General features: G+C 62.0%; 21 protein-coding genes and 1 tRNA gene. 19 read left to right on the top strand and 3 right to left on the bottom strand.

Annotated elements, in window-relative coordinates; translation table 11 throughout:
- Nucleotides 1-78 precede the first annotated feature (78 nt).
- Nucleotides 79-1,428 carry a substrate-binding protein gene (locus KJP28_RS03865; protein ID WP_218390903.1) on the bottom strand — a complete coding sequence of 450 codons (1,350 nt, stop codon included), beginning with the start codon at nucleotides 1,426-1,428 and terminating at the stop codon, nucleotides 79-81.
- Between the two features lie 220 nt (nucleotides 1,429-1,648).
- Here KJP28_RS03865 and KJP28_RS03870 point away from each other — a divergent pair, with 220 nt between their 5' ends.
- From KJP28_RS03870 to KJP28_RS03905, 8 genes are all read left to right on the top strand, one after another.
- A complete protein-coding gene (locus tag KJP28_RS03870; RefSeq protein ID WP_218390904.1) occupies nucleotides 1,649-2,959 on the top strand; it encodes a short-chain fatty acyl-CoA regulator family protein in 1,311 nt (436 codons plus the stop codon).
- An 86-nt stretch (nucleotides 2,960-3,045) separates the two neighbouring features.
- Complete coding sequence (locus tag KJP28_RS03875) at nucleotides 3,046-3,417, top strand: response regulator transcription factor (protein WP_218390905.1); 372 nt, start codon at nucleotides 3,046-3,048, stop codon at nucleotides 3,415-3,417.
- Between the two features lie 4 nt (nucleotides 3,418-3,421).
- Nucleotides 3,422-3,703 (top strand): hypothetical protein, encoded by a 282-nt coding sequence (locus KJP28_RS03880; RefSeq protein WP_218390906.1) that lies wholly within the window; start codon nucleotides 3,422-3,424, stop codon nucleotides 3,701-3,703.
- A gap of 4 nt (nucleotides 3,704-3,707) precedes the next feature.
- Nucleotides 3,708-6,374: an ATP-binding protein gene (locus KJP28_RS03885; RefSeq protein ID WP_218390907.1), complete on the top strand. Its 2,667-nt coding sequence runs from the start codon at nucleotides 3,708-3,710 to the stop codon at nucleotides 6,372-6,374.
- A 67-nt stretch (nucleotides 6,375-6,441) separates the two neighbouring features.
- Entirely contained in the window at nucleotides 6,442-7,611 is a 1,170-nt protein-coding gene (locus tag KJP28_RS03890) for a FliM/FliN family flagellar motor switch protein (protein WP_218390908.1), read from the top strand.
- A gap of 79 nt (nucleotides 7,612-7,690) precedes the next feature.
- A complete protein-coding gene (locus KJP28_RS03895; RefSeq protein ID WP_218390909.1) occupies nucleotides 7,691-8,014 on the top strand; it encodes a TraR/DksA family transcriptional regulator in 324 nt (107 codons plus the stop codon).
- Between the two features lie 33 nt (nucleotides 8,015-8,047).
- Entirely contained in the window at nucleotides 8,048-8,260 is a 213-nt protein-coding gene (locus KJP28_RS03900) for a hypothetical protein (RefSeq protein WP_218390910.1), read from the top strand.
- 94 nt (nucleotides 8,261-8,354) lie between these two features.
- Nucleotides 8,355-10,460: an enoyl-CoA hydratase-related protein gene (locus KJP28_RS03905; protein ID WP_218390911.1), complete on the top strand. Its 2,106-nt coding sequence runs from the start codon at nucleotides 8,355-8,357 to the stop codon at nucleotides 10,458-10,460.
- A 7-nt stretch (nucleotides 10,461-10,467) separates the two neighbouring features.
- Here the strand turns inward: KJP28_RS03905 and KJP28_RS03910 are convergent, their stop codons facing one another.
- Complete coding sequence (locus KJP28_RS03910) at nucleotides 10,468-10,683, bottom strand: hypothetical protein (RefSeq protein ID WP_218390912.1); 216 nt, start codon at nucleotides 10,681-10,683, stop codon at nucleotides 10,468-10,470.
- 112 nt (nucleotides 10,684-10,795) lie between these two features.
- Between KJP28_RS03910 and KJP28_RS03915 the strand changes: the two genes are divergently transcribed.
- Nucleotides 10,796-11,071 carry a DUF2312 domain-containing protein gene (locus KJP28_RS03915; protein WP_218390913.1) on the top strand — a complete coding sequence of 92 codons (276 nt, stop codon included), beginning with the start codon at nucleotides 10,796-10,798 and terminating at the stop codon, nucleotides 11,069-11,071.
- A gap of 24 nt (nucleotides 11,072-11,095) precedes the next feature.
- On the opposite strand, the gene KJP28_RS03920 is transcribed toward KJP28_RS03915, so the two are convergent.
- Nucleotides 11,096-11,971, bottom strand: a complete 876-nt coding sequence (locus KJP28_RS03920) for a hypothetical protein (protein ID WP_218390914.1) — start codon at nucleotides 11,969-11,971, stop codon at nucleotides 11,096-11,098.
- A gap of 128 nt (nucleotides 11,972-12,099) precedes the next feature.
- Between KJP28_RS03920 and KJP28_RS03925 the strand changes: the two genes are divergently transcribed.
- The 10 genes from KJP28_RS03925 (at nucleotide 12,100) to selD (ending at nucleotide 23,799) form a co-directional block, all read left to right on the top strand.
- Nucleotides 12,100-13,716, top strand: a complete 1,617-nt coding sequence (locus tag KJP28_RS03925) for an ABC transporter permease (protein ID WP_336245291.1) — start codon at nucleotides 12,100-12,102, stop codon at nucleotides 13,714-13,716.
- A gap of 50 nt (nucleotides 13,717-13,766) precedes the next feature.
- Nucleotides 13,767-13,842 (top strand) — tRNA-Thr (locus KJP28_RS03930).
- A 164-nt stretch (nucleotides 13,843-14,006) separates the two neighbouring features.
- Nucleotides 14,007-15,038, top strand: coding sequence for a LacI family DNA-binding transcriptional regulator (locus KJP28_RS03935; RefSeq protein WP_218390916.1), 1,032 nt, complete (start codon nucleotides 14,007-14,009; stop codon nucleotides 15,036-15,038).
- Nucleotides 15,039-15,154: 116 nt separating this feature from the next.
- A complete protein-coding gene (locus KJP28_RS03940) occupies nucleotides 15,155-16,456 on the top strand; it encodes an ABC transporter substrate-binding protein (RefSeq protein WP_218390917.1) in 1,302 nt (433 codons plus the stop codon).
- 104 nt (nucleotides 16,457-16,560) lie between these two features.
- Entirely contained in the window at nucleotides 16,561-17,427 is an 867-nt protein-coding gene (locus KJP28_RS03945) for a carbohydrate ABC transporter permease (RefSeq protein ID WP_218390918.1), read from the top strand.
- Nucleotides 17,428-17,439: 12 nt separating this feature from the next.
- Nucleotides 17,440-18,270 carry a carbohydrate ABC transporter permease gene (locus tag KJP28_RS03950; RefSeq protein ID WP_218390919.1) on the top strand — a complete coding sequence of 277 codons (831 nt, stop codon included), beginning with the start codon at nucleotides 17,440-17,442 and terminating at the stop codon, nucleotides 18,268-18,270.
- Between the two features lie 12 nt (nucleotides 18,271-18,282).
- Complete coding sequence (locus KJP28_RS03955; RefSeq protein WP_218390920.1) at nucleotides 18,283-19,287, top strand: ABC transporter ATP-binding protein; 1,005 nt, start codon at nucleotides 18,283-18,285, stop codon at nucleotides 19,285-19,287.
- Nucleotides 19,284-20,057, top strand: coding sequence for an L-iditol 2-dehydrogenase (locus tag KJP28_RS03960; protein WP_218390921.1), 774 nt, complete (start codon nucleotides 19,284-19,286; stop codon nucleotides 20,055-20,057). The genes KJP28_RS03955 and KJP28_RS03960 overlap by 4 nt, the downstream gene beginning before the upstream one ends.
- On the top strand, nucleotides 20,045-21,532 hold the full coding sequence (locus KJP28_RS03965) for a mannitol dehydrogenase family protein (protein ID WP_218390922.1): 1,488 nt from the start codon (nucleotides 20,045-20,047) through the stop codon (nucleotides 21,530-21,532). Before KJP28_RS03960 ends, KJP28_RS03965 begins: the two co-directional genes overlap by 13 nt.
- An 80-nt stretch (nucleotides 21,533-21,612) precedes the next feature.
- Nucleotides 21,613-23,799 (top strand): selenide, water dikinase SelD, encoded by a 2,187-nt coding sequence (selD, locus tag KJP28_RS03970; protein ID WP_218390923.1) that lies wholly within the window; start codon nucleotides 21,613-21,615, stop codon nucleotides 23,797-23,799.
- Nucleotides 23,800-23,877 lie beyond the last annotated feature (78 nt).

Here is a 23,877-nt window from a genome sequence, read left to right on the forward strand (position 1 = left end):
TGGAGAAGCCCGGATGCGCCTGGCGACCGGGTTCAAGGGGTAGGGCGGGGTGAACCCGCCCTACTGTGTCGATGTGGCTTACGCGCCGTCGTTGCAGGAGCCGAGCGACGCTTCGTCGCCACCGAACATCGGGTGGTTCGGCTCGTACATGACTTGATCGACCGGCGTCTGCTCGACGATTTCGAGCGTGTCGTATTCGGTCGTCGGGTTTTCGGCGCCTTTCATGACCAGCACGTCTTTGAAGCACTGGTGGTCTTCGGCGCGGTAAAGCGTCGGACCGTTGCCGAGACCGTCGAATTCGAAGCCTTCGAGGGCTTCGGCAACGGCGCAGGGTGCGAAGGAGCCGGCACGGGTCACGGCGTCTGCATAGAGCAGGGTCTGCACGTAGCAGGTGTGCGCCGAGTTCGACGGCGGACGGCCATACTTCTCACCGAAGGATTTCACGAAGGCTTGCGTGCCTTCATCCTGCAGCTGCCAGTTCCAGTTCATGGAGCCATACACGCCCTTGATGTTTTCGCCAGCACCGGCGGCCATCAGTTCGGAGTAGAGCGGAACCACGATCTCGAAGTTCTTGCCGTTGGCTTCCGCGTCGCGCAGGCCGAATTGAACCGCCTGGGTGAGCGAGTTGATCATGTCGCCGCCGTAGTGGTTCAGGATCAGCACGTCTGCGCCCGAGTTCAGAACCGGGGTGATGTAGGACGAGAAGTCGCCCGCGCCCACCGGCGTCATCACGTTGTTCACCGTTTCCCAGCCAAGTGCCTCGGTTGCGGACTGGATCGACTCCTGCTGGGTCCAGCCCCAGGTGTAGTCGGCGGTCAGGTGATAGGCGCGACGGTCGGTGCCGTAGGCGTTCTTTAGCACCGGGGCGAGCGCGGCGCCCGACATGTAGGCGTTGAAGAAGTGACGGAAACCGTTGGCCTTGCGGTCCTTGCCGGTCGTGTCGTTCGAGTGGGTCAGACCGGCCATGAAGATGATGCCGGCTTCCTGGCAGAGACCCTGAACGGCCACGGCCACGCCCGAGGACGAGCCGCCGTTGATCATCACGACGCCGTCTTTTTCGATCATCGACTTGGCGGATGCGCGGGCAGCGTCAGACTTGGTCTGAGTATCGCCGGTCACGAAAGCGGCTTTTTTGCCAAGAACGCCAGTGCCGTCCAGAACCTTCGACGAGAAGGTGTTCAGCATACCGCCGTCGCCCATGCCATTGAGGTGCTCGATCGCGAGCTCCTGTGCGCGCAGTTCGTCGAGGCCTTCGTCGGCGTAAGGGCCGGTTTGCGGCACGTTGAAGCCGAAGGTCACCGTGTCGCCGGTCGGCTCGTTGGTGAACGCGGCGGCGCCAGAGGTGAAAATCGTGGGCAGCGCGAGACCGGCACCGGTCACGGCACCCGTCTTCAGCAGTCCACGACGCGTGAAGTTGGATTTGGACATGAATATCCTCCCGTTTGGAAAATAACGACGCGGCCTCCCCGCACACGTCGCGCGCCTTTTTACAGGCTGAGGACAATATGACGTTGGGTCAGAAAACTTTGCAACAATCCCGTGAAACCTAACGATTTTTTTGTAAACAAATGAACTGGTATGGTGCTATTATTGTAAATAAATTTTCGCGCAGGTGCAGAAAGCACAGGGAATTCAAGGATTTTTTACCATGGCGGAAACACGGCTGACCGGGTCGCGGATCAGGGAAAGACGGATGTCGCAGCGCGTCAGACAGGCCGATCTTGCCCGTTCTGTAGGTATATCTCCCGCATACCTTAATCTGATCGAGCACAATCGGCGCAGAATCGGCGGCAAGCTCCTCGTCGATCTTGCGCGGGAATTGAAGGTCGAGCCCGCGCAGTTGTCGGAAGGTGCGGGGCAGGCATTGGTGTCAGGGGTCAACGCGGCGGCGGCGCGACGGCCCGAGAAGGACGAAATCGAAACCGACCGGGCCGAAGAATTCGCGGGCAGGTTTCCGGGTTGGGCCGGGCTGGTCGCGACGCAGGCGCAGCGGATCGAAGAACTTGAACGGGTCGTCGAGACGCTTTCGGACCGGCTCACCCATGATCCCCATCTCGCCGCGTCTTTGCACGAGGTGATCTCGACCGTCACCGCGATCCGGTCGACCTCGGCCATCCTCGCGGAGACCACAGATATAGACCCGGACTGGCAGGCGCGTTTCCTTCGGAACATGCGGGAAGAGGCTCAACGGCTTTCAAATTCCGCCGCGGGGCTGGTCACCTATCTGGATGCGGGTGCGGAGGCACGCGAAATGCAGGTGTCCGCGGCTGACGACCTCGCCGCGTTCGTCGAGGCGGCGGGGTATCATTTTGAGGTTCTGGAGCGGCCCGCGGCGGGAGAAGGCGAATTGGCGATCCTGCTCGATGGGGCTGAAGAACTGCGCGACAGGGGCGCGCGCGACCTCGCCCGGCGGATGCTGGTGCGATACCTTTCGGACGCGCGCGCCATGCCCGAAGGCCCCTTCAGGGCGTCGCTCGCAGCGACGGGCGGTGATCCCGCGCGCCTTGCCGAGGGGTTCGGTGTCGCGCTCGATGCGGTCTTGCGGCGCATGGCAAGCCTCGTTCCGGCGGAGGGCGAGGCGCGACGCGGTCTGGTCATCTGCGACGGTTCTGGGACGGTTACACTCCGTAAAGGGGTCGAGGGTTTTCCCCTGCCCAGGTTCGGGGCGGCCTGTCCGCTCTGGCCTCTTTATCAGGCGCTCGCGCGTCCGGCCCAGCCAGTCGAGGCGTTCGTCGAAATGCCGGGGCAGGAGCCCCGCGTGTTTCGGTGTCGGGCCGTTTCGCTTCCACGGCCGTCGTCGTCATTCGACGCACCACCGGTTCACGAGGCCACCATGCTGATCGAACCGGTCGAGGACCGCGGCGGTCCCGTGCTCCCCGTCGGTGCGTCCTGCCGGATTTGTCCACGCGAGACCTGTGGCGCACGGCGCGAGCCGTCGATCCTGGGCGGGCGCGGCTGATCCCGGTGCCGCCTTCGTCTTTGACAGCGCTCAACTTAGCGTAGATAAACGATCTAGGCTCTGGGGGGAGGGCCGAGAGGGAGCGGATGGCCAAGCAGATACTTCTGATCGAGGACGAGCCGAACATTATCGAGGCGATATCGTTCATTCTCAGCCGCGATGGCTGGGACGTGGCCACCCATGCCAATGGCGAAACCGCGATGGACGCCATTGCCCGACATGCTCCGGACGTTCTCGTGCTCGACGTGATGTTGCCGGGCCGGTCGGGATACGAGATCCTGCAAGACGTCCGTGGCCGCGCCGAAACGGCGCACATTCCCGTTCTGATGCTGACGGCCAGAGGTCAGAAAAAGGATCGGGAAACTGCCGATCGGCTCGGCGTCACCCGCTTCATGACCAAGCCTTTTTCCAATGCTGAAGTTCTGAGCGCCTTGCGCGAGATCACCGGGGCGGCCTAGGTCCATGGTCCGGTCGACCACCTTCCTCGCGCGCGCAACCTATCGTCGCAGACGCCTCATCGACGCGCTGAGGGTCATGCCGGCGATCGGTGCGCTCTTGTTTCTCCTGCCGATCCTCGGGGCAGGGACAATGGAGCGTTCGACCGCCTGGACAGGCATTTACCTGTTCGCGGGTTGGTTCCTTCTGATCGTTGCAACCAACGTGATCGTGCGCAACCTTGCGCGATCTCCCGGCGGGGTGGGGAGCGATCCGCTCGAAACCCCGGCGAGCGAGGACGAGAGCTGAGGGCATGGGGTTCAATCTGCTCATCGTGGTGTCGCTGGCCTACGTGGTGCTTTTGTTTCTCGTGGCGTTCTGGGGCGATGCGCGGGCACGGTCGGGCCGGGGCGGGTGGCTGCGTTCACCCATCGTCTACACGTTGTCGTTGTCGATCTATTGCACGGCCTGGACTTTTTATGGTGCGGTCGGATACGCCGCGCGATCCGGTTTAGAGTTCGTCACGATTTACCTTGGGCCGACCTTGGTCATGGTCGGATGGTGGTGGGTGCTGCGAAAGCTCGTCCGCATCGGGCGGGCGCAACGCATCACCTCGATCGCGGACCTGATCTCGTCGCGCTACGGCAAGTCGAACCTGCTGGGCGTGATCGTAACGCTGCTCGCGGTGATCGGGACGACGCCCTATATCGCCCTACAACTTCAGTCCGTGGTCCTGTCCTATGACGTGTTCGCCGGGCATTCTTCGGTCGATGGTGGCGAGTCCGCGAACCCCGAGGCGACCGCATTCTGGATCGCCGTGGGCCTTGCGGCTTTCACGGTTCTGTTCGGCACCCGAAACCTCGACGCGAACGAGCGTCATCACGGTGTCGTGACTGCAATTGCGCTCGAAGCCGTGGTGAAGCTGGTGGCGCTCCTGGCCGTCGGGATCTTCGTGGTCTGGGGCGTCGGCGGCGGTCCGGGAGACATCGCGCGAACCATCGAGGCTTCGCCCATCGCGATATGGGATATCCAGACCGGGCGTTGGGTGACGATGCTTTTTCTCGCTGCCGCAGCGTTTCTGACGTTGCCACGCATGTTTCAGGTGCTCGTCGTGGAGAACGTCGAAGAAAACCAGCTCGCAACGGCGAGTTGGGCCTTTCCCCTCTACATGTTCCTGATGAGCCTGTTCGTGATCCCGATCGCTGTCGTCGGGCTCGCGACTCTTCCCGAAGGCTCGAACCCCGACCTGTTCGTATTGACCGTGCCGCTTCACTACGAACGTAGCGGATTGGCCATGCTGACGTTCCTCGGTGGATTCTCCTCGGCAACGTCCATGGTGATCGTGGCGTCGATCGCGCTGTCGACGATGGTTTCGAACCATATCGTCATGCCGATCTGGTTGTCCGCGCGGTCAGGTGGCGCGGCGATGTCGGGCGATGTGCGCCACGTGGTTCTTGTTGCACGGCGGGTTTCGATTGCCGGCGTCCTGGTGCTCGGCTGGCTGTATTACCGCATGTCCGGTGGAGGCGAGGCACTGGCAGCGATCGGCCTGATTTCGTTTGCCGGGGTGAGCCAGGTGCTTCCCGCCATGATCGGCGGGCTGTTCTGGCGTGGCGCGACCCGGGTCGGGGCGGCGCTTGGCCTGTCGATCGGTTTCGCGATCTGGGCATACGCACTGTTCCTGCCGTCATTCGGGGACGCAGGCATCATTTCGGCAAAGGTGCTGGCGGAGGGGCCGTTCGGGGTCGGTTGGTTGCGACCGCAGGCGTTCTTCAACATTTCCGGGCTGGACCCGGTGGTGCACGCAATCTTCTGGTCGATGACGTTCAACATCCTCGCTTTCGTCATCGGCTCTATCCTGTCCTTCCCGCGTCCGGTCGAACGATTGCAGGGGGCGCAATTCGTCAATGTTTTCGAGCATTCCGGCACGGCGCAGGGTTGGACCCACGGCGCTGCCGAGAGCGAAGACCTGCTCGTCATGGCGCAAAGGATTATGGGGGCGCGCGAAGCGCAGGAGCTGTTCCAGGCCGAAACCGCACGACAGGGGCGCGAAGGGTATCTGCCGGACACGACGCCGGATTTCCTGCGCTCGCTGGAGCGCGAGTTGTCCGGTTCGGTCGGGGCGGCGACGGCCCATGCCATGGTCAGTCAGATCGTCGGCCGGGCGAGCGTCTCGGTCGACGACCTGATGGCCGTCGCGGACGAAACTCAGCAGATCCTGGAATACTCCAACCAACTCGAGACGAAGTCCGAGGAGTTGACGCGCACGATGCGTCAATTGTCCGAGGCGAACGAGAAACTCACCGCATTGTCGATCCAGAAGGATGCGTTCCTGAGCCAGATCAGCCACGAGTTGCGCACGCCCATGACATCAATCCGGGCGTTCTCGGAGATCTTGAAAGAAGGCGGTATGGAGGATGACCAGACACGCAAATACTCTTCGATCATTCAGGATGAGGCGATCCGCCTGACCCGGCTCCTGGACGATCTGCTCGACCTGTCGGTGCTTGAAGCCGGGCAGGTCACGTTGAACATTCAGTCCGGCAATCTGAGCGACGTGATCGAACGCGCGGTGTCGGCTGCGGCCAGCGGCGATGGTCGCGGCATCGAGATAAAGCGTTCCCGGGCGCGCGAGGATATCGGGATCGAGACGGATACGGACCGGCTGGCACAGGTCTTCATTAATCTGATTGCAAACGCCCGGAAATACTGTGACGCCGACGCGCCCGTTCTGAAGATTTCGGTCGGGGGTGAAGGTCAAATGCTGGAGATCGACTTCGTGGACAATGGGAGCGGCATCCCTAAAGCCAGCCAGTCAATGATCTTCGAGAAATTCTCGCGCCTGACCGATCAGCAGAAGGCAGGGGGGGCGGGACTCGGCCTCGCGATCTGTCGGGAGATCATGGACAAGCTCGGGGGGTCCGTGACGTATCTTCCGGGGCAGGGCGGTGCCGCTTTTCGCGTGACCCTGCCACGTTAACCTTCACGTTTCCGAAACATTGTTCTGTCACAAGCGCGGTCGGACAATCGCGAGTGTGGCAGAGCAGATGAGCATTGATGACAGTTTGAGCGTTATGCGGCGCAAGACGGGCACCGAACGTCCTTTGCCGGAAATCGGTGCGCCAACTGCCGCCAAGATTCTGCGCACGGCATTGATGCAGGCAGGCGAAGAGGTTGCCGCGTTACCCATTATCGCGAACATACCCGAAGAGAAACGCGTGACGCTCGCGCCGATGGTCGAAGAAATCGCCGAAAACGCGCTCGTGTCATTGCTCGAAGGGCCTGATCAAAGTTACGGGCTCGCCATTGTCGACCCGCAAGCGCTCGCCGCGTTGATCGAGGTTCAGACGACCGGAAGAGTCGCGACTCGTCCGGCGGAGCCCCGGCCACCGACGCGCACCGATGCGATCATGTGCGCCGATTTCATTGATCGGACGCTCGAATTGCTCGAAATCCGCGCTTCGGACGCCGAGATCGACCTGGCCCCCGTCCTGACGGGGTTTCGCTACGCCCTAGCCTTGCCCGAGCCGAGGGCGGTGTCGATGACCTTGTCCGATATACCGTATCGCAGCTTTTCCGTTGGATTGGACATGGGACGGGGCGCGAAACAAGGACGGATCGAGTTTGTATTTCCTTTCGACCCCGTGGGCACGCGAAACCACGGCACAGCAGGTGTCGGGTCTCACGGGTTTACCGAGGCATTGGCGGAGGCGGTTCAAGGGGCTCAGGCGAGGTTGTCCGGCACATTGCACCGGGTGGAATTGCCCCTGTCACGCGTAATGGAGCTTTCGGTCGGAACGCTCGTTTCGATTCCCGGACAGGCGCTTACCCGTGTCTCGATTGAGGATATCGAGGGCCGGCCCGTGGCCCAGGGACGGCTTGGGATGCAGAACGGGCAGCGTGCCATTCGTATCGGTACGGCGCAGACCGATGGAGTGGAGGCGGCGTACCCAGAGCATGCGCTCAGCGATCAGGCACCAACGGCCATGTCGGACGGGGCTTTTTCGATCGCCGCGAACGATCATGGTGGTGGATTGCCTGACCTTGCCGGATCGAGCGGCCTCGACGAAACTGTCGAAGACTCTTCGATCCATGGCGATACGTTCGGCAACCCAGCCGATGCAGGCCAGATCGGCGGGTCCGGCGACTCATCAGGCGTCGACGACGGTAAGGAACTGCCGAACCTGCCCGACCTTGAGGATTTGAGCTCAATGTGAACGGATCAGTTATTGACCCATATCAATGCATATTGAGCGCGTTTGCAGCATGGTTTGTGCGACCAATTTGGAGCAAGAGATGCCTGATACCGCGGAATATCGCGCAAAGCTGGAAGCGCGGCTCGAGGAACTGGACGAACGGCTGCATGAGATCGACGATGAACTCGACAGCCACCAGTCGAAGGATTGGGAAGAGCTTGCAACCGAGCGCGAGGAAGACGAGGTGCTCGAGCAGATGGGAAGCAGCGGAAAGGCGGAAATCGCCCAGATCAAAGCCGCGCTTGCCCGTATCGAGGAAGGAGAGTTCGGCTACTGCGTGAAATGCGGGGACGAGATCGCCAAGGCGCGTCTCGACCTGCTGCCGCAAACGCCGTTTTGTGCGACTTGCGCGGGACGAAATTGATACGGACCCGCGCCGGGACGGGAGGCCCGGAATATGACCAAGATGCGTTTGGCCGATACGGCATCGGCTCTCATGGACGAAATCGCTTCTGACCCCTTGAATTGGCGGGCGCACGAAGAACCGCTACGTCAGGTCATCGAGCTTTATGAGAACTTGAACCTCGACCTGCCGTCCGAGCTTCGCATTTATGCGAACTGGATCGCGCAGGACGAAGCAGAGGCGGAGTTCGAAAATCTGCCGGTGTGAGTGCCCAGTGCCCATTCCGGAATGTGCCCGTTGCCAAGGACGGGGAGCCGCCGTATTGTGCCTGGAAATGTCAATAAATTAACAGCGTGCGCAGATGATATCGGCTGCCGCAGGGTCCGAACATGAACAGACTGAGGCGGTAAGCTACGCGCTGCGCGATGGCGTGGCGGTGTTGACCGTTTGCAACCCACCAGTGAATGCATTGGTTCAGATCGTGCGCCAGGCTTTGTTCGAGTGCATCGAACGGGCCGAAACGGACGATAGCGTCGGAGCGGTCGTAATACAGGCCGAGGGACGGACCTTTCCGGCAGGCGCGGATGTCCGTGAATTCACACTCGAGACTGCAAATCCGACGCTTGCTGCGCTGTGCGACCGGGTCGAAGCCTGCAAAAAGCCAGTGATCGCTGCGATTCACGGCACCGCTCTCGGCGGGGGGTTCGAACTGGCGCTGGCGGCACATTACCGCATGGCACTGGAGGGCGCACGTTTCGGCTTTCCCGAAATAACGCTTGGACTCGTCCCGACCGCAGGCGGAAGTCAGAGATTGCCGCGCATCGTCGGCGCACGGGCCGCTTTGGACATCCTCGTGACCGGAGCGCCGATGGACGCGGCGCGGGCCGAGGCTTTGGGACTTGTCGACAAGGTCGTGCACAAGAACCTCGAACGTGCGGCTCTCGGGTCTGCACGTAACATGATCGAAAGCGGGACCGCACCACGCCCCAGTCGAGACCAGACGCGGGGGCTCGCGGAGCCGGCGCGTTTCCTCGAACTGGTGGAGGCCCGTCGCAAAGTCACGGCGCGCGACAGGAAAGAAGCAACCGCGCGAGCCATCGACCTCGTCGAGGCCGCCTTGCTCCTTCCTTTCGAAGCAGGGGCTCGGATGGAGCACGTCGCCTACGAAGATCTCATCAACTCGCCGGATGCGCGGGGCCTGCGCCACGCCTTCCTCGCCGAACGTCGTGCGGGGCGGTCCGACAGGATCATGGGGGTGAAGCCCCGCCCGGTGTCGACGGTCGGCGTGATCGGAGCGGGACCGTTGGCGCGGGACGTCGCCATGTCGGCGCTCGCCGCCGGCGCATCGGTACGGGTCGCGCTGGAAGACGACCCCGCGATCAATCGGGTGCGCACACGGATCGAGGCAAGCTTCGCGAACGCGGTCGAAGCCGGGCGCGTTACGGGAAGCGAGCGTGACGCTCGTTTGGCACGGCTGAGCGTCGCGGAAGGTTTCGACAGCCTTGCCGATTGCGACGTGGTGATCGAAGCCTTGCCGGAAGACCCGGTGAGGAAATCGCATGTGCTTGGCCGACTGGCCTCGAACACGCTTTCCGCTTCCGTGATCGCCTCATCCAGCGCCGAGAGCGACATTCCTGCACTCGCCGCGGCGTCCGGACGCGGCGGATCATTCGCGGCGATGCATTTCATCGCACCGGCGGACCGCAACAGGCTGGTCGAGATCGCACCGACGACCGAAACCGAGCCCGATGTCATGGCGACACTCACGGCTCTCGCCCGCAAGATGGGAAAAACCCCGGTCCTGACAAAGGCGCGCCGTGGTTTGATCTTCAACCGCGTGGTGTCCGCCTATTATTCCGCCGCCGCGCTGCTTCTGGAGCGTGGCGCGATGCCGGCCGATGTCGACGCGGCGATGCGGGATTTCGGCATGCCGCTCGGCCCGTTTCAGGCGCAAGACATCGCCGGTCTCGATGCGGTCTGGGGATTGAGAGCCGAAGACTGCGCATCGCGTATTCCCCTCCTGATGCTGGAGAATGCCTGGTACGGGCAACGCACAGGGCAGGGCTTTTATCGATATGAGAACGGCGCCAGGGGCGGTCGGGCCGCGCCGGACGTCATGCAGATGATCCGGCAATTGCGGGAAGCGCAAGCGTTGAAGGCTCAGAGTTTTTCCGCGGACGAGGTCCAGAAACGGTGCCTTTATGCAATGGCCAACGAAGGCGCACGTTTGGTGGCCTCCGGCACTGTCGCGCGGCCGTCCGACGTCGATGCGGCGTTGCTCCTTGGCCTCGGTTTTCCGCGCACGAAAGGCGGGCCGATGCTTCAGGCGGACTTGATCGGTTCGCTGCAAGTGCGAAAAGCCTTGTCGTCCTGGGCTGACGAGAATGCGTTCTGGACACCGGCACCGCTTTGGACTGAACTCGTAAAGAACGGACGTACGTTCGAGGATCTGGACGCGCGCGCCTGAAGGTGGGTCAGGCGAGGATGACGCCGACGATCACAAGGATCAGTCCGAACGCCGACAGCATCAGCGCCCCGAAATTCAGAACCATCGCCCGGCGCACGGCATCGCGCAGGCCATCGTCATCCAGTCCGGCCCGCTTGGCGCGGACCACACGCAACGCGCTCAGGATCAGGCCGATCAGGCCGATGACCGAGATGAGCACGCCGATATAGATCAGGATTTCCATGATCGCTCCGATAGCGTGAGGTGGGCGACGTCGCAAGCCCAAACGGGCCTTGCGGCGTTGCACGGTTGCGACTAGCAAAGAGCCCGAAACCCGACATTCGCGAGAGGACAATATGGCCGACGACGTAATCGAGCAACAAGAGGGCACCCCGGACAGCTACCGCGTTTCCGCCGGCGAATTACGGCAGTTCATCGAGCGGTTCGAACGGCTGGAGATCGAGAAAAAAGATCTCGCCGATCAGCAGAAAGAAGTCATGGCAGAGGCCAAGGCGCGGGGATACGACACCAAAGTCATGCGTAAGCTCGTCGCCCTGCGCAAGCGCGATTCCGACGACATCGCAGAAGAGGAAGCGGTCCTCGACATGTACAAGGCTGCGCTCGGCATGTGAGAGAATTCGCCTGACGGCTGTCCGTCAGGCGGAAATCATTGTCACGCCCGGGATCCGCGCGAGTTCGAGCATGTCGTCTTCGTAGGACGTCGATAGCGTCTCCACGATCTCGTCCGTCCAGCCGGGCAGGTCGATCGTATCCTCGACAGCGTCTTCGATCGCGTATTTGTCCAGAAAAGCCGCGAGGATCCGGCGACGCTGTATCTCGTTCACAGGCTGGTTTTCGGACATATAGGCGCGCAGCCGCTTCATGCCCTCGCGTTCCATGATCTGCGAGATGATGTCGAGCCCGCCCTTGAACAGCACACGCATGTCGATGCCTGTGATTTCGTGCATGATTTCGGGCCAGATCAGGGGCGTATCTTCGTTGCACCATATGGTCATCGGACATTCCGGATTGGTTTCGCGTATGTCCTTCACCACGTCCGACCAGACGAGACCATGCAAGTTGAGCTTGCTCATGATCTGCGTCGCGTTGAGATCGGTGTATCGGGTCAGAAAGGCCGGCACAAAGGTCGCCGGGTCACGCACGCCCATGAAGAATTCGACTTCATGATCCGGGAAGATATTGTGCAGCGTCCGGGTCTTTTCGCCTGCCACCGCGTAGAGCAGACCATCTTCAAGCGCACGGCGCGGCCCGGAAATGAAGTTTTCGAACGAAAGCACGAGCCGATCCGGGTCGGTCCCGTCGAGGATCTTTTCGAGCAGGATATCCTGCGTCTCGAGCGAAGCCTTCTTGTCGCCCAGCTTGACCGACACGTCCGCGAACAGTTTCCGGTAGGTCGAGGGACCGGGAACGGCGACGCCCTCATCCGCGAAAATCTGTGTATTCTTCAGGAGCGATTTGACGAGTTGGTCTTCATCCGTGCAATGGGCGCCGATGTGATAGACGATCTTCATTGGTGCGGTCAGAGTCCTCTCAGGTCCGCGCAATATACGCGGTTTTCTGGACAGTTAAACCGGTTTTGGTCTATGGCTCGCGGGTGATGGTCGAGAGAAAGACTCAAGAAATAAGCAGGGAACGCGTCATGCCCCGCCCAAGCCCCTGGACTTCGGGTGCGGTGCTCATCGCTGCGCTGGTTGTCGGGCCGGTTCTTGCGATCGTCTGGATGGCTTTCAATCCCGAGGAAAATGTCTGGCCACACCTCGTGTCGACGACCCTTCCGCGCTACCTGGGCAATACACTCATCCTGGGCGGAGCGGTGGCTTTGTTGTCGGCGATGGTCGGGGCAGGGGCAGCCTGGCTCGTGTCGATGTACCGGTTCCCGGGCTCACGTGTGCTGCAATGGTTGCTACTCGCACCGCTCGCGATTCCCGCCTACGTCGGGGCCTATGCACTTGTCGACTTCCTGGAGTATTCCGGCCCCGTCCAGACCGGCCTGCGAACCCTCTTCGGGTGGGAGAACGCGCGCGATTACTGGTTTCCGGAAATCCGCTCGCGCTGGGCTGCCGTGCTCGTTCTGACCGGCGCATTGTTCCCATATGTCTACCTTCTGACGCGTCAGGCCTATCGAGACCAATCCGGCGGGGTCTACGAAGTCGCACGCGCCCTCGGCGCCGGACCGTTCGGCCGGTTCTTCCGGGTCGGCCTGCCACTTGCACGGCCCGCAATCGCGGCAGGAAGCGCCATCGTCATGATGGAGACTCTCGCAGATTTCGGGACCGTGGACTTCTTTGCCGTCCAGACCCTGACCACAGGGATCTTCACCACCTGGCTGGAAATGGGCAATGCCGGCGGCGCGGCTCAACTGGCAATGGTCATCCTCGGGCTCGTATTGATCCTGACGACGATGGAAAAAGTGTCCCGGTCGCGCAGCCGGTTTTATCGCCTCGAACGCCAGCAGAGACCTGTCGAACCCATTCGACTTCATGGATGGCAGGCCGCGCTCGCCACCTCTGCCTGCGTGGTGCCGTTCCTGATCGGCTTCGTGCTGCCGGTGGCCGTGCTCGGATGGCATGCTCTGGCGAATGCGGAAGAATGGTTGTCGCCGGGACTGTTGACGGCACTTCGCCATACCGTGGTCGTAGGCGGGAGCGCCGCGGTGGTGACCGTGTCGGCGGCGCTGTTCCTCGTCTATGGCGTGCGGATGACGCGGGCGAGCCTGCCGCGCAAGCTCCTTCCCGTGACGACGATCGGATACGCCGCGCCCGGTGCAGTTCTTGCCGTCGGGATTCTCATCCCGCTCGCCACGCTGGACAATTTTCTCGCCGATACGGTGCTAGCGGTAACCGGTTTCGACCCCGGCCTCATTCTGACCGGCACCGCATTCGCGATGGTCTATGCCTACGCCGTGCGCTTCTTCGCGATTGCCCAGGGTGCGGCAGATGCGGCGATGGGGCGTGTTTCACCCAATCTGCCGATGGCGGCGCGCTCTCTCGGGCGAAGTGCAGGTGGCGCTTTGCGCGAGGTCTACGTGCCTCTCATTCGCGGATCGGTCGGCACCGCGCTTTTGCTGGTGTTTGTCGACAGCGTGAAGGAATTGCCCGCGACGCTTCTCCTGCGACCCTTCAACTACAACACGCTCGCCACACGCGTTTACGAGAAAGCCTCTCTCGAACAGATCGGCGAAGCGGCCCCGGCCGCGATCCTGGTTATCCTCGTGGGCCTGATCGCCGTCGCATTCCTCGCCCGCGCGAACCGATAAGCGCATTTGAGATTGCACATCGCCGCGCGCTTTGGCAGAAGAAGCGCCGTGCCCCTATAGCTCAGCTGGTAGAGCAACTGATTTGTAATCAGTAGGTCCGCGGTTCGAGTCCGTGTGGGGGCACCACTTTCTTGCGAGATCATGGTATGTGCTCCCCCGGGCGAGGAGCCGGGCTTTCATTGAGCCTTTGGAAAGCACGGCTGGACATGCGCTTGTAAATTTCGTTTTACGGAAAACTTTCCACGCGCTAAATTCGACAGGCAAGCAATCCGTGCCCATCGGGAGGGAACGTGGCCAGTCGCAAGATCCGCAACATGGAAGAGTTCGCCGAGGTCAGCGGTATTTCCCGCCCTACGGTTTCGAAGTATTTCAACGATCCCGAGAGCGTTCGAAAGTCCACGAGGGCGCGCATCGAGGAGGCGCTCGAGACCTACGACTATCGCCCGAACATCTATGCGATGAACCAGAACCGGCGTCTGACAAAAAACATCGGCATCGTCGTTCCCTATCTCGCCGACCCCTTTTTTGCCGAGATTGCGCGGGTGATCGAGAATCACGTGATCGAGGCGGGGTATCGCCCGATCCTGCTTTCGTCGCATGGCGACACGACGCAGGAAATCGAAAACCTCGATTCGCTCCGGACGATTCGGCCTGCGGGCGTTCTCATGGCCCCACTGGGGCGCGCATCGGACCGGACTGCACTTGAGGATTTCTGCAAGAGTGTTCCTACGATCATGTTCGACAGTTATATCAGCGGCTTGGGCGATGCTTTCGTTGGTCATGACAACGAATTGTCGACCGAACTCATCTGCGATTACCTTTGCCGATCCGGTGAGCCGCCAGCGTTTTTCGAGATGCGGACGCCAACGAACCCGAATGCTTATCGTCGTCGCAACACTTACGTCTCGACAATGGAAAAGCTCGGACACGATCCGCACCTGATCCAGGTCGAAGGCGACGATTGGGAGTTCGAGCGGATCGGTATGGAAGGCGGGATGAAAGTCATCTCGGAGCATAATTTGCCCTCGAACACGATCCTCTGTTCGAACGACCGTCTGGCCATCGGTTTGCTCGCCGCGGCCTATCAGAAAGGTCTGCGAGTCGGGCATGGCGCAGGCTGCGCCTTGAGAATCGCGGGTCATGACAATCACCCCTGGTCGCAATTCGCATGTCCGCCGCTGACGACCGTCAGCCAGGATTATTCTGCGATTGCCGCACGCTCAGTTGAGCTCCTGATGGGGGTGATCGAGTCGGGCGAACGCCCTGAAAGCCATGAAGAAATCTTCTTCGAGGGGAAGTTGTTCATGCGCGAGTCGGCCTGAAAAAGCTGCGGTGCAGAAAGTAAAAACTTTGCGGGCGTAAAAATTTACGTTGACGGACAGAGTGCCGCAGGCTTACTCATGATGCAGACATCCTAAGCACCAAGGGAGGAGATTGGATGAAACTCAAGAACGCACTCGTTGCGGTCTCTGCACTCGTGTCAGTCGCGGCCACCGCCGCCTATGCCGAGACGCTGACCATCGCCACCGTGAACAACGGCGACATGATCCGCATGCAGGGTCTGACCGACGATTTCACCGAGAAAACCGGCCACGAGGTCGAGTGGGTGACGCTCGAAGAAAACGTGCTGCGCCAGCGCGTGACACAGGACATCGCCACGCAGGGCGGTCAGTTCGACATCATGACCATCGGCATGTACGAAGCGCCGATCTGGGCGTCGAACGACTGGCTTGTCGCACTGGACGATTTGTCGGAAGACTACGATGCTGACGACATCTTGCCTGCCATGCGTGACGGCCTGTCCTACGAGGGCACGCTTTATGCGGCACCGTTCTACGGCGAAAGCTCGATGATCATGTATCGCACGGACCTGATGGAGGCCGCCGGGCTCGAGATGCCCGATGCGCCGACCTGGGATTTCGTGAAAGAAGCCGCGATCGCGATGACCGACAAGGACAACGAGATTTACGGCGTCTGTCTGCGCGGCAAGGCGGGCTGGGGCGAGAACATGGCCTTCCTGACCGCCATGTCCAACTCGTTTGGCGCGCGCTGGTTCGATGAGGACTGGAACGCACAATTCGACAGCGAAGCCTGGGCGAACACGCTCACCTTCTATCTTGACCTGATGGAGCAGGCCGGACCTCCGGGTGCGTCGACCAATGGGTTCAACGAGAACCTCGCATTGTTCCAGCAGGGGAAATGCGGGATGTGGATCGACGCCACCGTGGCGGCCTCCTTCGTGACCAACCCCGACGACTCGACCGTCGCCGACAAGGTTGATTTCGCGCTGGCACCCGATATGGGCAAAGGTCCGCGCGGCAACTGGCTCTGGGCCTGGGCGCTGGCAATCCCGGCCGGCACCGAGAAGGAGGGCGCCGCAAAGGAGTTCATCGAATGGGCCACCTCGAAAGAGTATATCGAGCTCGTTGCTGAGAACGAAGGCTGGGCCAACGTGCCCCCGGGTGCGCGCACGTCGCTCTACGAGAACGAGAATTACAAAGATATCCCGTTCGCGCAGATGACGCTCGACTCGATCAACTCGGCCAACCCGCTTCAGCCGACGGTCGATCCGGTTCCCTATCAGGGTGTCCAGTTCGTCGCGATCCCGGAATTCGCGGGCATCGGCACGCAGGTCGGTCAGGAGTTCTCGGCCGCACTCGCCGGTCAGCAAACCGCCGAGGAAGCGCTTGAAAAAGCGCAGGCGCTGACCACGGACGAGATGGAAGCCGCAGGCTACTAACCATCCTCCCGGTCGGGGGCGGGGCGACTTTGCCCGCCCCCGATCACTCTTGAAAGCTGTAAAACGTCCTGCGCGCCGCGCGCGCAACTGTGGAGGAGGACGACATGGCGACCCAGCATTCCCGATCTGCCGCCCGGATCATGATGGCCCCCGCGGTCATTCTGCTTCTCGGGTGGATGCTCATCCCCCTCACCATGACATTGGTGTTCTCGTTCAAGAAATACCTGCCCATGCGTGGCGGTGACCTGGGATGGGTCGGGTTCGAGAACTACGTCCGCTTCGTCACCTCGTCCGCCTTCTGGCCCGCCGTCGGCACGACGCTCGTGATCGTCGGTGGCGTGCTGGTCATCACCGTCGTCTTCGGCGTGCTCCTCGCCATGTTGCTCGATCAGCCGATGTGGGGGCAGGGGATCGTTCGCCTTCTCGTCATCGCGCCGTTCTTCGTCATGCCGACCGTCTCCGCGCTGGTTTGGAAAAACATGTTCATGGACCCGGTGAACGGCCTACTCGCGCATCTTTGGAAATTCTTCGGCGCGCAGCCCGTCGAATGGCTGTCCGACGCCTCCATGACCTCGATCATCATGATCGTGAGCTGGCAATGGCTGCCCTTCGCGACGCTCATCCTGCTGACGGCGATCCAGTCGCTCGACAGCGAACAACTCGAAGCGGCCGAGATGGACGGCGCCAAGCCGCTCTCGCGCTTCGGCTACATCATCCTGCCGCACCTCGCCCGCGCGATCACCATCGTGGTGCTGATCCAGACGATCTTCCTGCTCTCGATCTTCGCCGAGATTTTCGTGACGACGCAGGGCAGCTTCGGCACCCGCACGCTGACCTACCTGATTTTCCAGCGCGTGCTGGAAAGCCAGAACGTGGGCCTCGGTTCCGCAGGCGGCGTCTACGCCATCATCCTCGCCAATATCGTTGCCATCTTCCTGATGCGCATCGTCGGCAAGAACCTCGACGCATAAGGAGGCTCGACCATGGCACGCGCAGTCACCACCCAACGCAAGACGATCAACACGATCTTCGCCTGGGCCGTCGGGCTTCTGATTTTCTTCCCGATCCTCTGGACGATCCTGACGAGCTTCAAGACCGAGGCCACGGCCATTGCCGACCCACCCGTCTTCCTGTTCTTCGACTGGACACTCGAGAACTACGCGGTCGTGCAGGAGCGGTCGAACTACATGCGGTTCCTGTGGAACTCGGTCATCATCGCGGGCGGGTCGACGATCCTCGGTGTGATCATCGCGGTGCCTGCGGCCTGGTCCATGGCCTTCGTGCCGTCCAAGCGGACCAAGGACATCCTCCTCTGGATGCTCTCGACAAAGATGCTTCCCGCAGTCGGCGTGCTCTATCCGATCTATCTCCTTTTCATCAAACTGGGGATTCTGGACACCCGCGTCGGACTGGTCGTGGTGATGATGCTCATCAACCTGCCGATCATCGTCTGGATGCTCTACACCTACTTCAAGGAAATCCCCGGTGAGATCCTCGAAGCGGCCCGAATGGACGGCGCATCCCTTCGAGAAGAGATCATCCACGTGCTCACGCCCATGGCCGTGCCGGGTATCGCCAGCACCATCCTTCTGAACTTCATCCTCGCCTGGAACGAAGCCTTCTGGACCCTGAACCTGACCGCGGCCAAAGCCGCGCCGCTCACCGCATTCATCGCCAGTTACTCGTCACCCGAGGGCCTGTTCTACGCAAAGCTCAGCGCGGCCTCCGTCATGGCCATCGCGCCGATCCTCGTCATGGGCTGGTTCAGCCAGAAACAACTCGTCCGGGGCCTGACCTTCGGCGCCGTCAAGTAAGGGGGGAAACCCATGGGACGTATCACACTCGACAAGGTGTCCAAATCGTTCGGTGAAGTGGAGGTCATTCCGCCGCTCGACCTGACCATCGACGATGGCGAGTTCGTCGTTTTCGTCGGCCCCTCCGGCTGCGGCAAGTCCACGCTCCTGCGCCTGATCGCGGGACTGGAGGACGTGTCGGGCGGCGAGATCCGGATCGACAAGCAACCGGCGACGCATCTGCCACCCGCCAAGCGCGGCCTCGCCATGGTGTTCCAGAGCTACGCGCTCTACCCGCACATGTCGGTGAAGAAGAACATCGCCTTCCCGATGAAAATGGCCGGCATTCCCGAAGCGGAACAGGAACGAAAGATCGCCGACGCGGCGGCGGCGCTGAACCTCACTGACTACCTCGACCGGCGCCCCGGTCAATTGTCCGGGGGGCAGCGTCAGCGCGTCGCCATCGGCCGCGCCATCGTGCGCGAACCGGCTGCGTTCCTGTTTGACGAACCACTGTCGAACCTCGACGCAGCCCTGCGCGTGGGGATGCGAATGGAGATTTCCGAGCTTCACAAAAAGCTCGCGACGACGATGATCTACGTGACCCACGACCAGGTCGAAGCGATGACCATGGCCGACAAGATCGTCGTCTTGCGCGCAGGCGTCATCGAACAGGTCGGCAGCCCGCTCGAGCTCTACCGCGAGCCCCGCAACCTGTTCGTCGCGGGCTTCATCGGCTCGCCCAAGATGAACCTCGTCACCGGGGCAGGCGACCTGATGCAGGGCGCTGCGACCATCGGTGTCCGCCCCGAACACACCGCCGCCTCGAAGACCGAAGGGCGATGGAAAGGCGTGGTCGGCGTTTCCGAGCATCTCGGCTCAGACACGTTCCTTCACGTGCATGAAACCGGGCTGGCCGAAACCGTCACCGTGCGTGTCGGCGGTGAGTTCGACGCCAATCATGGCGACACGGTCTACCTCACACCCGAGGAAGACAAGATCCACCGTTTCGACGGGGAAGGATTGCGCATCGCATGACACGGCTCGCAGGCAAAACTGCATTGATCACCGGGTCCGCCCGGGGGATCGGTCTGGCCTTCGCCAAGGCCTATGTCGCCCAAGGCGCGCGGGTCGCGATTGCCGATATCGACATCGACCGGGCGCGTTCGGCGGCGGACGGTATCGGCGAGGCGGCCATTGCGGTGAAGATGGACGTAACCGATCAGGCCTCCATCGACGCCGCAATAAACGAAACGGTTTCGGCGTTCGGCCAGATCGACATCCTCGTAAACAACGCCGCGATCTTCACCGCCGCGCCCATCGTCGAGATCACCCGCGAAGACTACGCGCGCTGCTTCGACATCAATGTCACGGGCACATTGTTCACGATGCAGGCGGTCGCGCGGCACATGATCGAGGCCGGCGTGAAGGGTCGGATCATCAATATGGCGTCGCAAGCGGGGCGGCGCGGAGAACCTCTGGTCGCGGTCTATTGCGCCTCCAAAGCCGCGATCATCAGCCTGACCCAATCTGCGGGGCTGAACCTGATCGAACACGGCATCAACGTGAACGCCATCGCGCCCGGCGTGGTGGACGGCGAACATTGGGACGGCGTGGACGCGTTTTTCGCCAAGTATGAGAACAAGCCTTTGGGGCAGAAGAAAAAAGAGGTGGGAGAAGCGGTGCCTTACGGCCGAATGGGGACCGCTGACGACCTCACCGGCATGGCTGTCTTCCTCGCCTCACCGGATGCCGATTACATCGTCGCGCAAACCTACAACGTGGATGGTGGCCAATGGATGAGCTGAATTCCCTCGTCACCCTGTCTAACGCAACGCTGGGCGATCTGCCCGAAGGCGTGCCGGGTCCAACCTACGACCGGGGAAAGCTGACGCCGGGCATCGTGCACATCGGGCTGGGCAATTTCCACCGCGCGCATCAGGCGTGGTATCTCCACCGGCTCATGCAGGACGGCCTCGCGCTGGACTGGGCCATCATCGGCGCGGGCGTGCGCCCCTATGACGAAGTCCAGCGCAAAAAGATGGCCACGCAGGACAATCTCACGACCCTGATCGAGCTCGATCCAAGGGGAACGTCCGCGGAAGTGACCGGCGCGATGATCGGTTATGTCCCGATAGAAGAAGGCAACGGCCCCCTCATCGCCCAGATGGCCGATCCCGCAATCCGCATTGTCGCACTGACCGTGACCGAAGGTGGCTATTACATCGACCCGGTGACGAAACGGCTCGACACGAAACACCCGGACATCGTCCACGATGCGGCACATCCTACGACCCCGCGAACTGCGTTCGGCGCGATGGTCGCCGCGCTCAGGATGCGACGGGATCAGGGGCTGGATCCTTTCACAGGCCAAAGCTGCGACAACCTACAGGGCAACGGCGCAATCCTGCGTGACACGATCGTGTCGCTCGCCCGCATGTCCGACCCGGACCTCGCCCATTGGATCGACACGAACGCGACCTTCCCGAATTCGATGGTCGATTGCATCGTGCCCGCCACCGGCGAGAAAGAACTCGCGCTCGCCCGTCGGTTCGGGATCGACGACGCGGTCCCGGTGACGCATGAGAATTTCCGGCAATGGGTGATCGAAGACGACTTCTGCGCCGGTCGCCCGGACTGGGACAAGGTCGGTGCGACCTTCACCGATGATGTGCACGCCTTCGAGGCGATGAAAATCCGGATCCTGAACGGCGGCCATCAGGTCATCTCCGACCCCGGCGAGGTTCTGGGGGTCGAGACCATATCGGGCTGCATGGAACACCCCCTGATCGGTGCGCTCTTTCGCAAGGTCGCGCTGGAGGAGGTCGTGCCCCACGTCCATGCGGTCCCCGACATGACGCCCGAAGCCTATGTCGATCTGATCGAGGCGAGGTTCTCGAACCCCAAGATCGTCGATACGGTTCGCCGCGTGGCGTTCGACGGATCGAGCCGCCACACGGGCTTCATTCTACCGGTCCTGCGCGACGCGCTTGCGGCAGGCACGCCCTACGATGGCCTCGCTCTCAGTCAGGCGATATGGGCGAGGATGTGCGAAGGCACCCGCGAAGACGGCAGCGCCATTGCGCCCAACGACCCGATCTGGCGCGACCTGTCCAAAGCGGCTGCCGCCGCGAAGGACGACCCGGCAGTCTGGCTCGCCCAGAAAAACCTCTACGGCGACCTCGCCGGGAACGAGGCGTTCGCCGCGCGGTTCAGCCACTGGCTGGAAAAAGTCTGGTCCGACGGAACCGAGGCGGCGATTTCTTCCTACCTCTACGGATGACGGCCCGGGCTTGACGGCACGCCGCATGGCAGAGAGCGTGCGGATCGGCTAGGAAGCGGCAGACCTTGTTCGGAGCCGCCATGCAGCCGCAAATCCCACTGACACGCGACCTCGTCCTGATCGGAGGCGGCCATGCCCACGCACTCGCCTTGCGCATGTGGGGCATGAACCCGCTGCCGGGTGCGCGACTGACCCTCATCAATCCTGGACCGACCGCGCCTTATTCAGGGATGTTGCCGGGGCATATCGCGGGGCACTACCGGCGCGATGAGTTGGACATCGACCTCGTGAAACTCGCCCGGTTCGCGGGCGCACGTCTCATTAACGGCGCGGCGACAGCGATCGACCCGAAGCTGAAACGCATCGACGTGGCGGGACACGCGGCAATCCACTACGACGTTGCTTCGATTGACGTGGGGATCCACGCGGAAATGCCCGACATCGAAGGGTTTTCCGAGTATGGTGTCGGAGCCAAACCGTTGGACCGCTACGCGGAATCCTGGCGCGTTTTCGTCCAACGGGTCGAACGGGGTGAAGCGAAGCCACAGGTCGCCGTCGTCGGCGGCGGCGTCGCAGGGACCGAATTGGCACTCGCGATGGCGCGCAAGCTTCGCACGATCGGCGCGACGCCGGAGATCACGCTGATCGAAATGGCGCGGGACCTAACCGGCTTCTCACCCTCGGCCCTGTCACGGGCGACCAAGGCACTCGATCGCTTCGGAGTGCGCGTTCTGACAGGAACACAGGTGGCGAAAATAAGCGCGGACAGCGTGACCACATCTCTCGGAGAAGAAATCGCGTCTGCGTTCACGGTTGGAGCTGCCGGCGCGTTCGCGCACGGCTGGCTTGCCGACAGTGGCCTGCCATTGACTGAGGATGGATTCATCGAGGTCGACGAGACGCTGCGCGTTTCGGGCGTGAGCGATCTGTTTGCGGTCGGTGACTGCGCACACCTCATGGCCACGCCGCGCCCGAAAGCCGGGGTGTTCGCGGTGCGCGCCGCGCCGGTTCTTGCCCATAACCTGCGCGCCTGTCTGTCCGACGGGCGGTTGAAACCGTTTCGCCCTCAGAAGGATTTCCTCAAGCTGGTTTCTATGGGCGAGAAAAACGCGTTGGCCGAAAAATGGGGGCGCTCGCTCGCCGGTCCCGCCCTCTGGCGCTGGAAAAACCGGATCGACCAGAGGTTTATGGACAGGTTTCGCAACCTTCCGGAGATGGCGCAGGATCGGCTCCCACGCGAATTGGCGGCGGGCGTTCGCGAGGAACTGGGTGCCAAGGCGCAGATGTTGTGCACCGGATGTGGATCGAAGGTTGCGGCCGGTGTGCTCTCGGGAACGCTTGCCGGGTGGCCCCGTATCGGTCGCGAAGATGTGCTGATGGGCCCGGGCGACGATGCGGCGCTCTTGGCGATGGGCGACATCCGACAGGTCGTGACCACCGACCACCTCCGTGCCTTCACCGAAGATCCGCAACGTTTCGCCCGGATCGCCGCGTTGCACGCGCTTGGCGATATCTGGGCGATGGGGGCGGAACCCCAGGCCGTGCTGATCCAGATCACCGTTCCTCGACAATCCGAGGCTTTGCAGGCACGTGTCCTCGATGAAATGATGGTGGCGGCGAATGACGTCATTTCCAACGCCGGCGCCGAGATCGTGGGTGGGCACACAACGATGGGCGCCGAAACGATACTGGGCTTCACGGTCACCGGGCTGCTCGACGGGCCGGCGGTAACCCTTGCTGGGGCCAGAGCTGGCGACGTCATCGTGCTCACCCGCCCGATCGGGAGCGGCACCTTGCTTGCCGGAGAGATGCAGGGAAGGGCGAACGGACGACACATCGAGGCAATGTTCGCCGAGATGGAGCGACCACAGGCGAGTATCGCGAAGGCAATGCGCGCAGCACATGCGATGACCGACGTGACAGGCTTTGGGCTGGCCGGACATCTGCTGGCGATGGCGCGTGCGTCCGGCCTGCGGGCGGCGCTGTTGCTCGGTGCTATCCCGACCTATGACGGGGCGCTGGACCTGTCCGCAGCGGGCGTGCATTCGACGATTTACAAAGCCAATGCCGAGGCCGCGCCCGTGTATGGCATGGGGAACCCAGCGCATGTCGCCCTGCTTCACGATCCGCAGACGGCCGGCGGTTTTGTTGCTGCCGTGTCGCGCGAAGACCTGGCTGGGCTTCATGACGCGGTGAAGAACGCCGGCGGGCATTTGTACGAAATCGGGTCTTTCGACAAGGGGCCTGTCGGAATCGACATCGTCTGACCCCTGACAAACACCTTTCAAGCGCTTGAACTCAGACGCTTGAACGGCAGATCAGAGTGTTACTCCCGAACTTCCATA

Origin of the sequence: Maritimibacter dapengensis, assembly GCF_019218265.1 — a bacterium.
In the GTDB taxonomy this organism is placed as follows: domain Bacteria; phylum Pseudomonadota; class Alphaproteobacteria; order Rhodobacterales; family Rhodobacteraceae; genus Maritimibacter; species Maritimibacter dapengensis.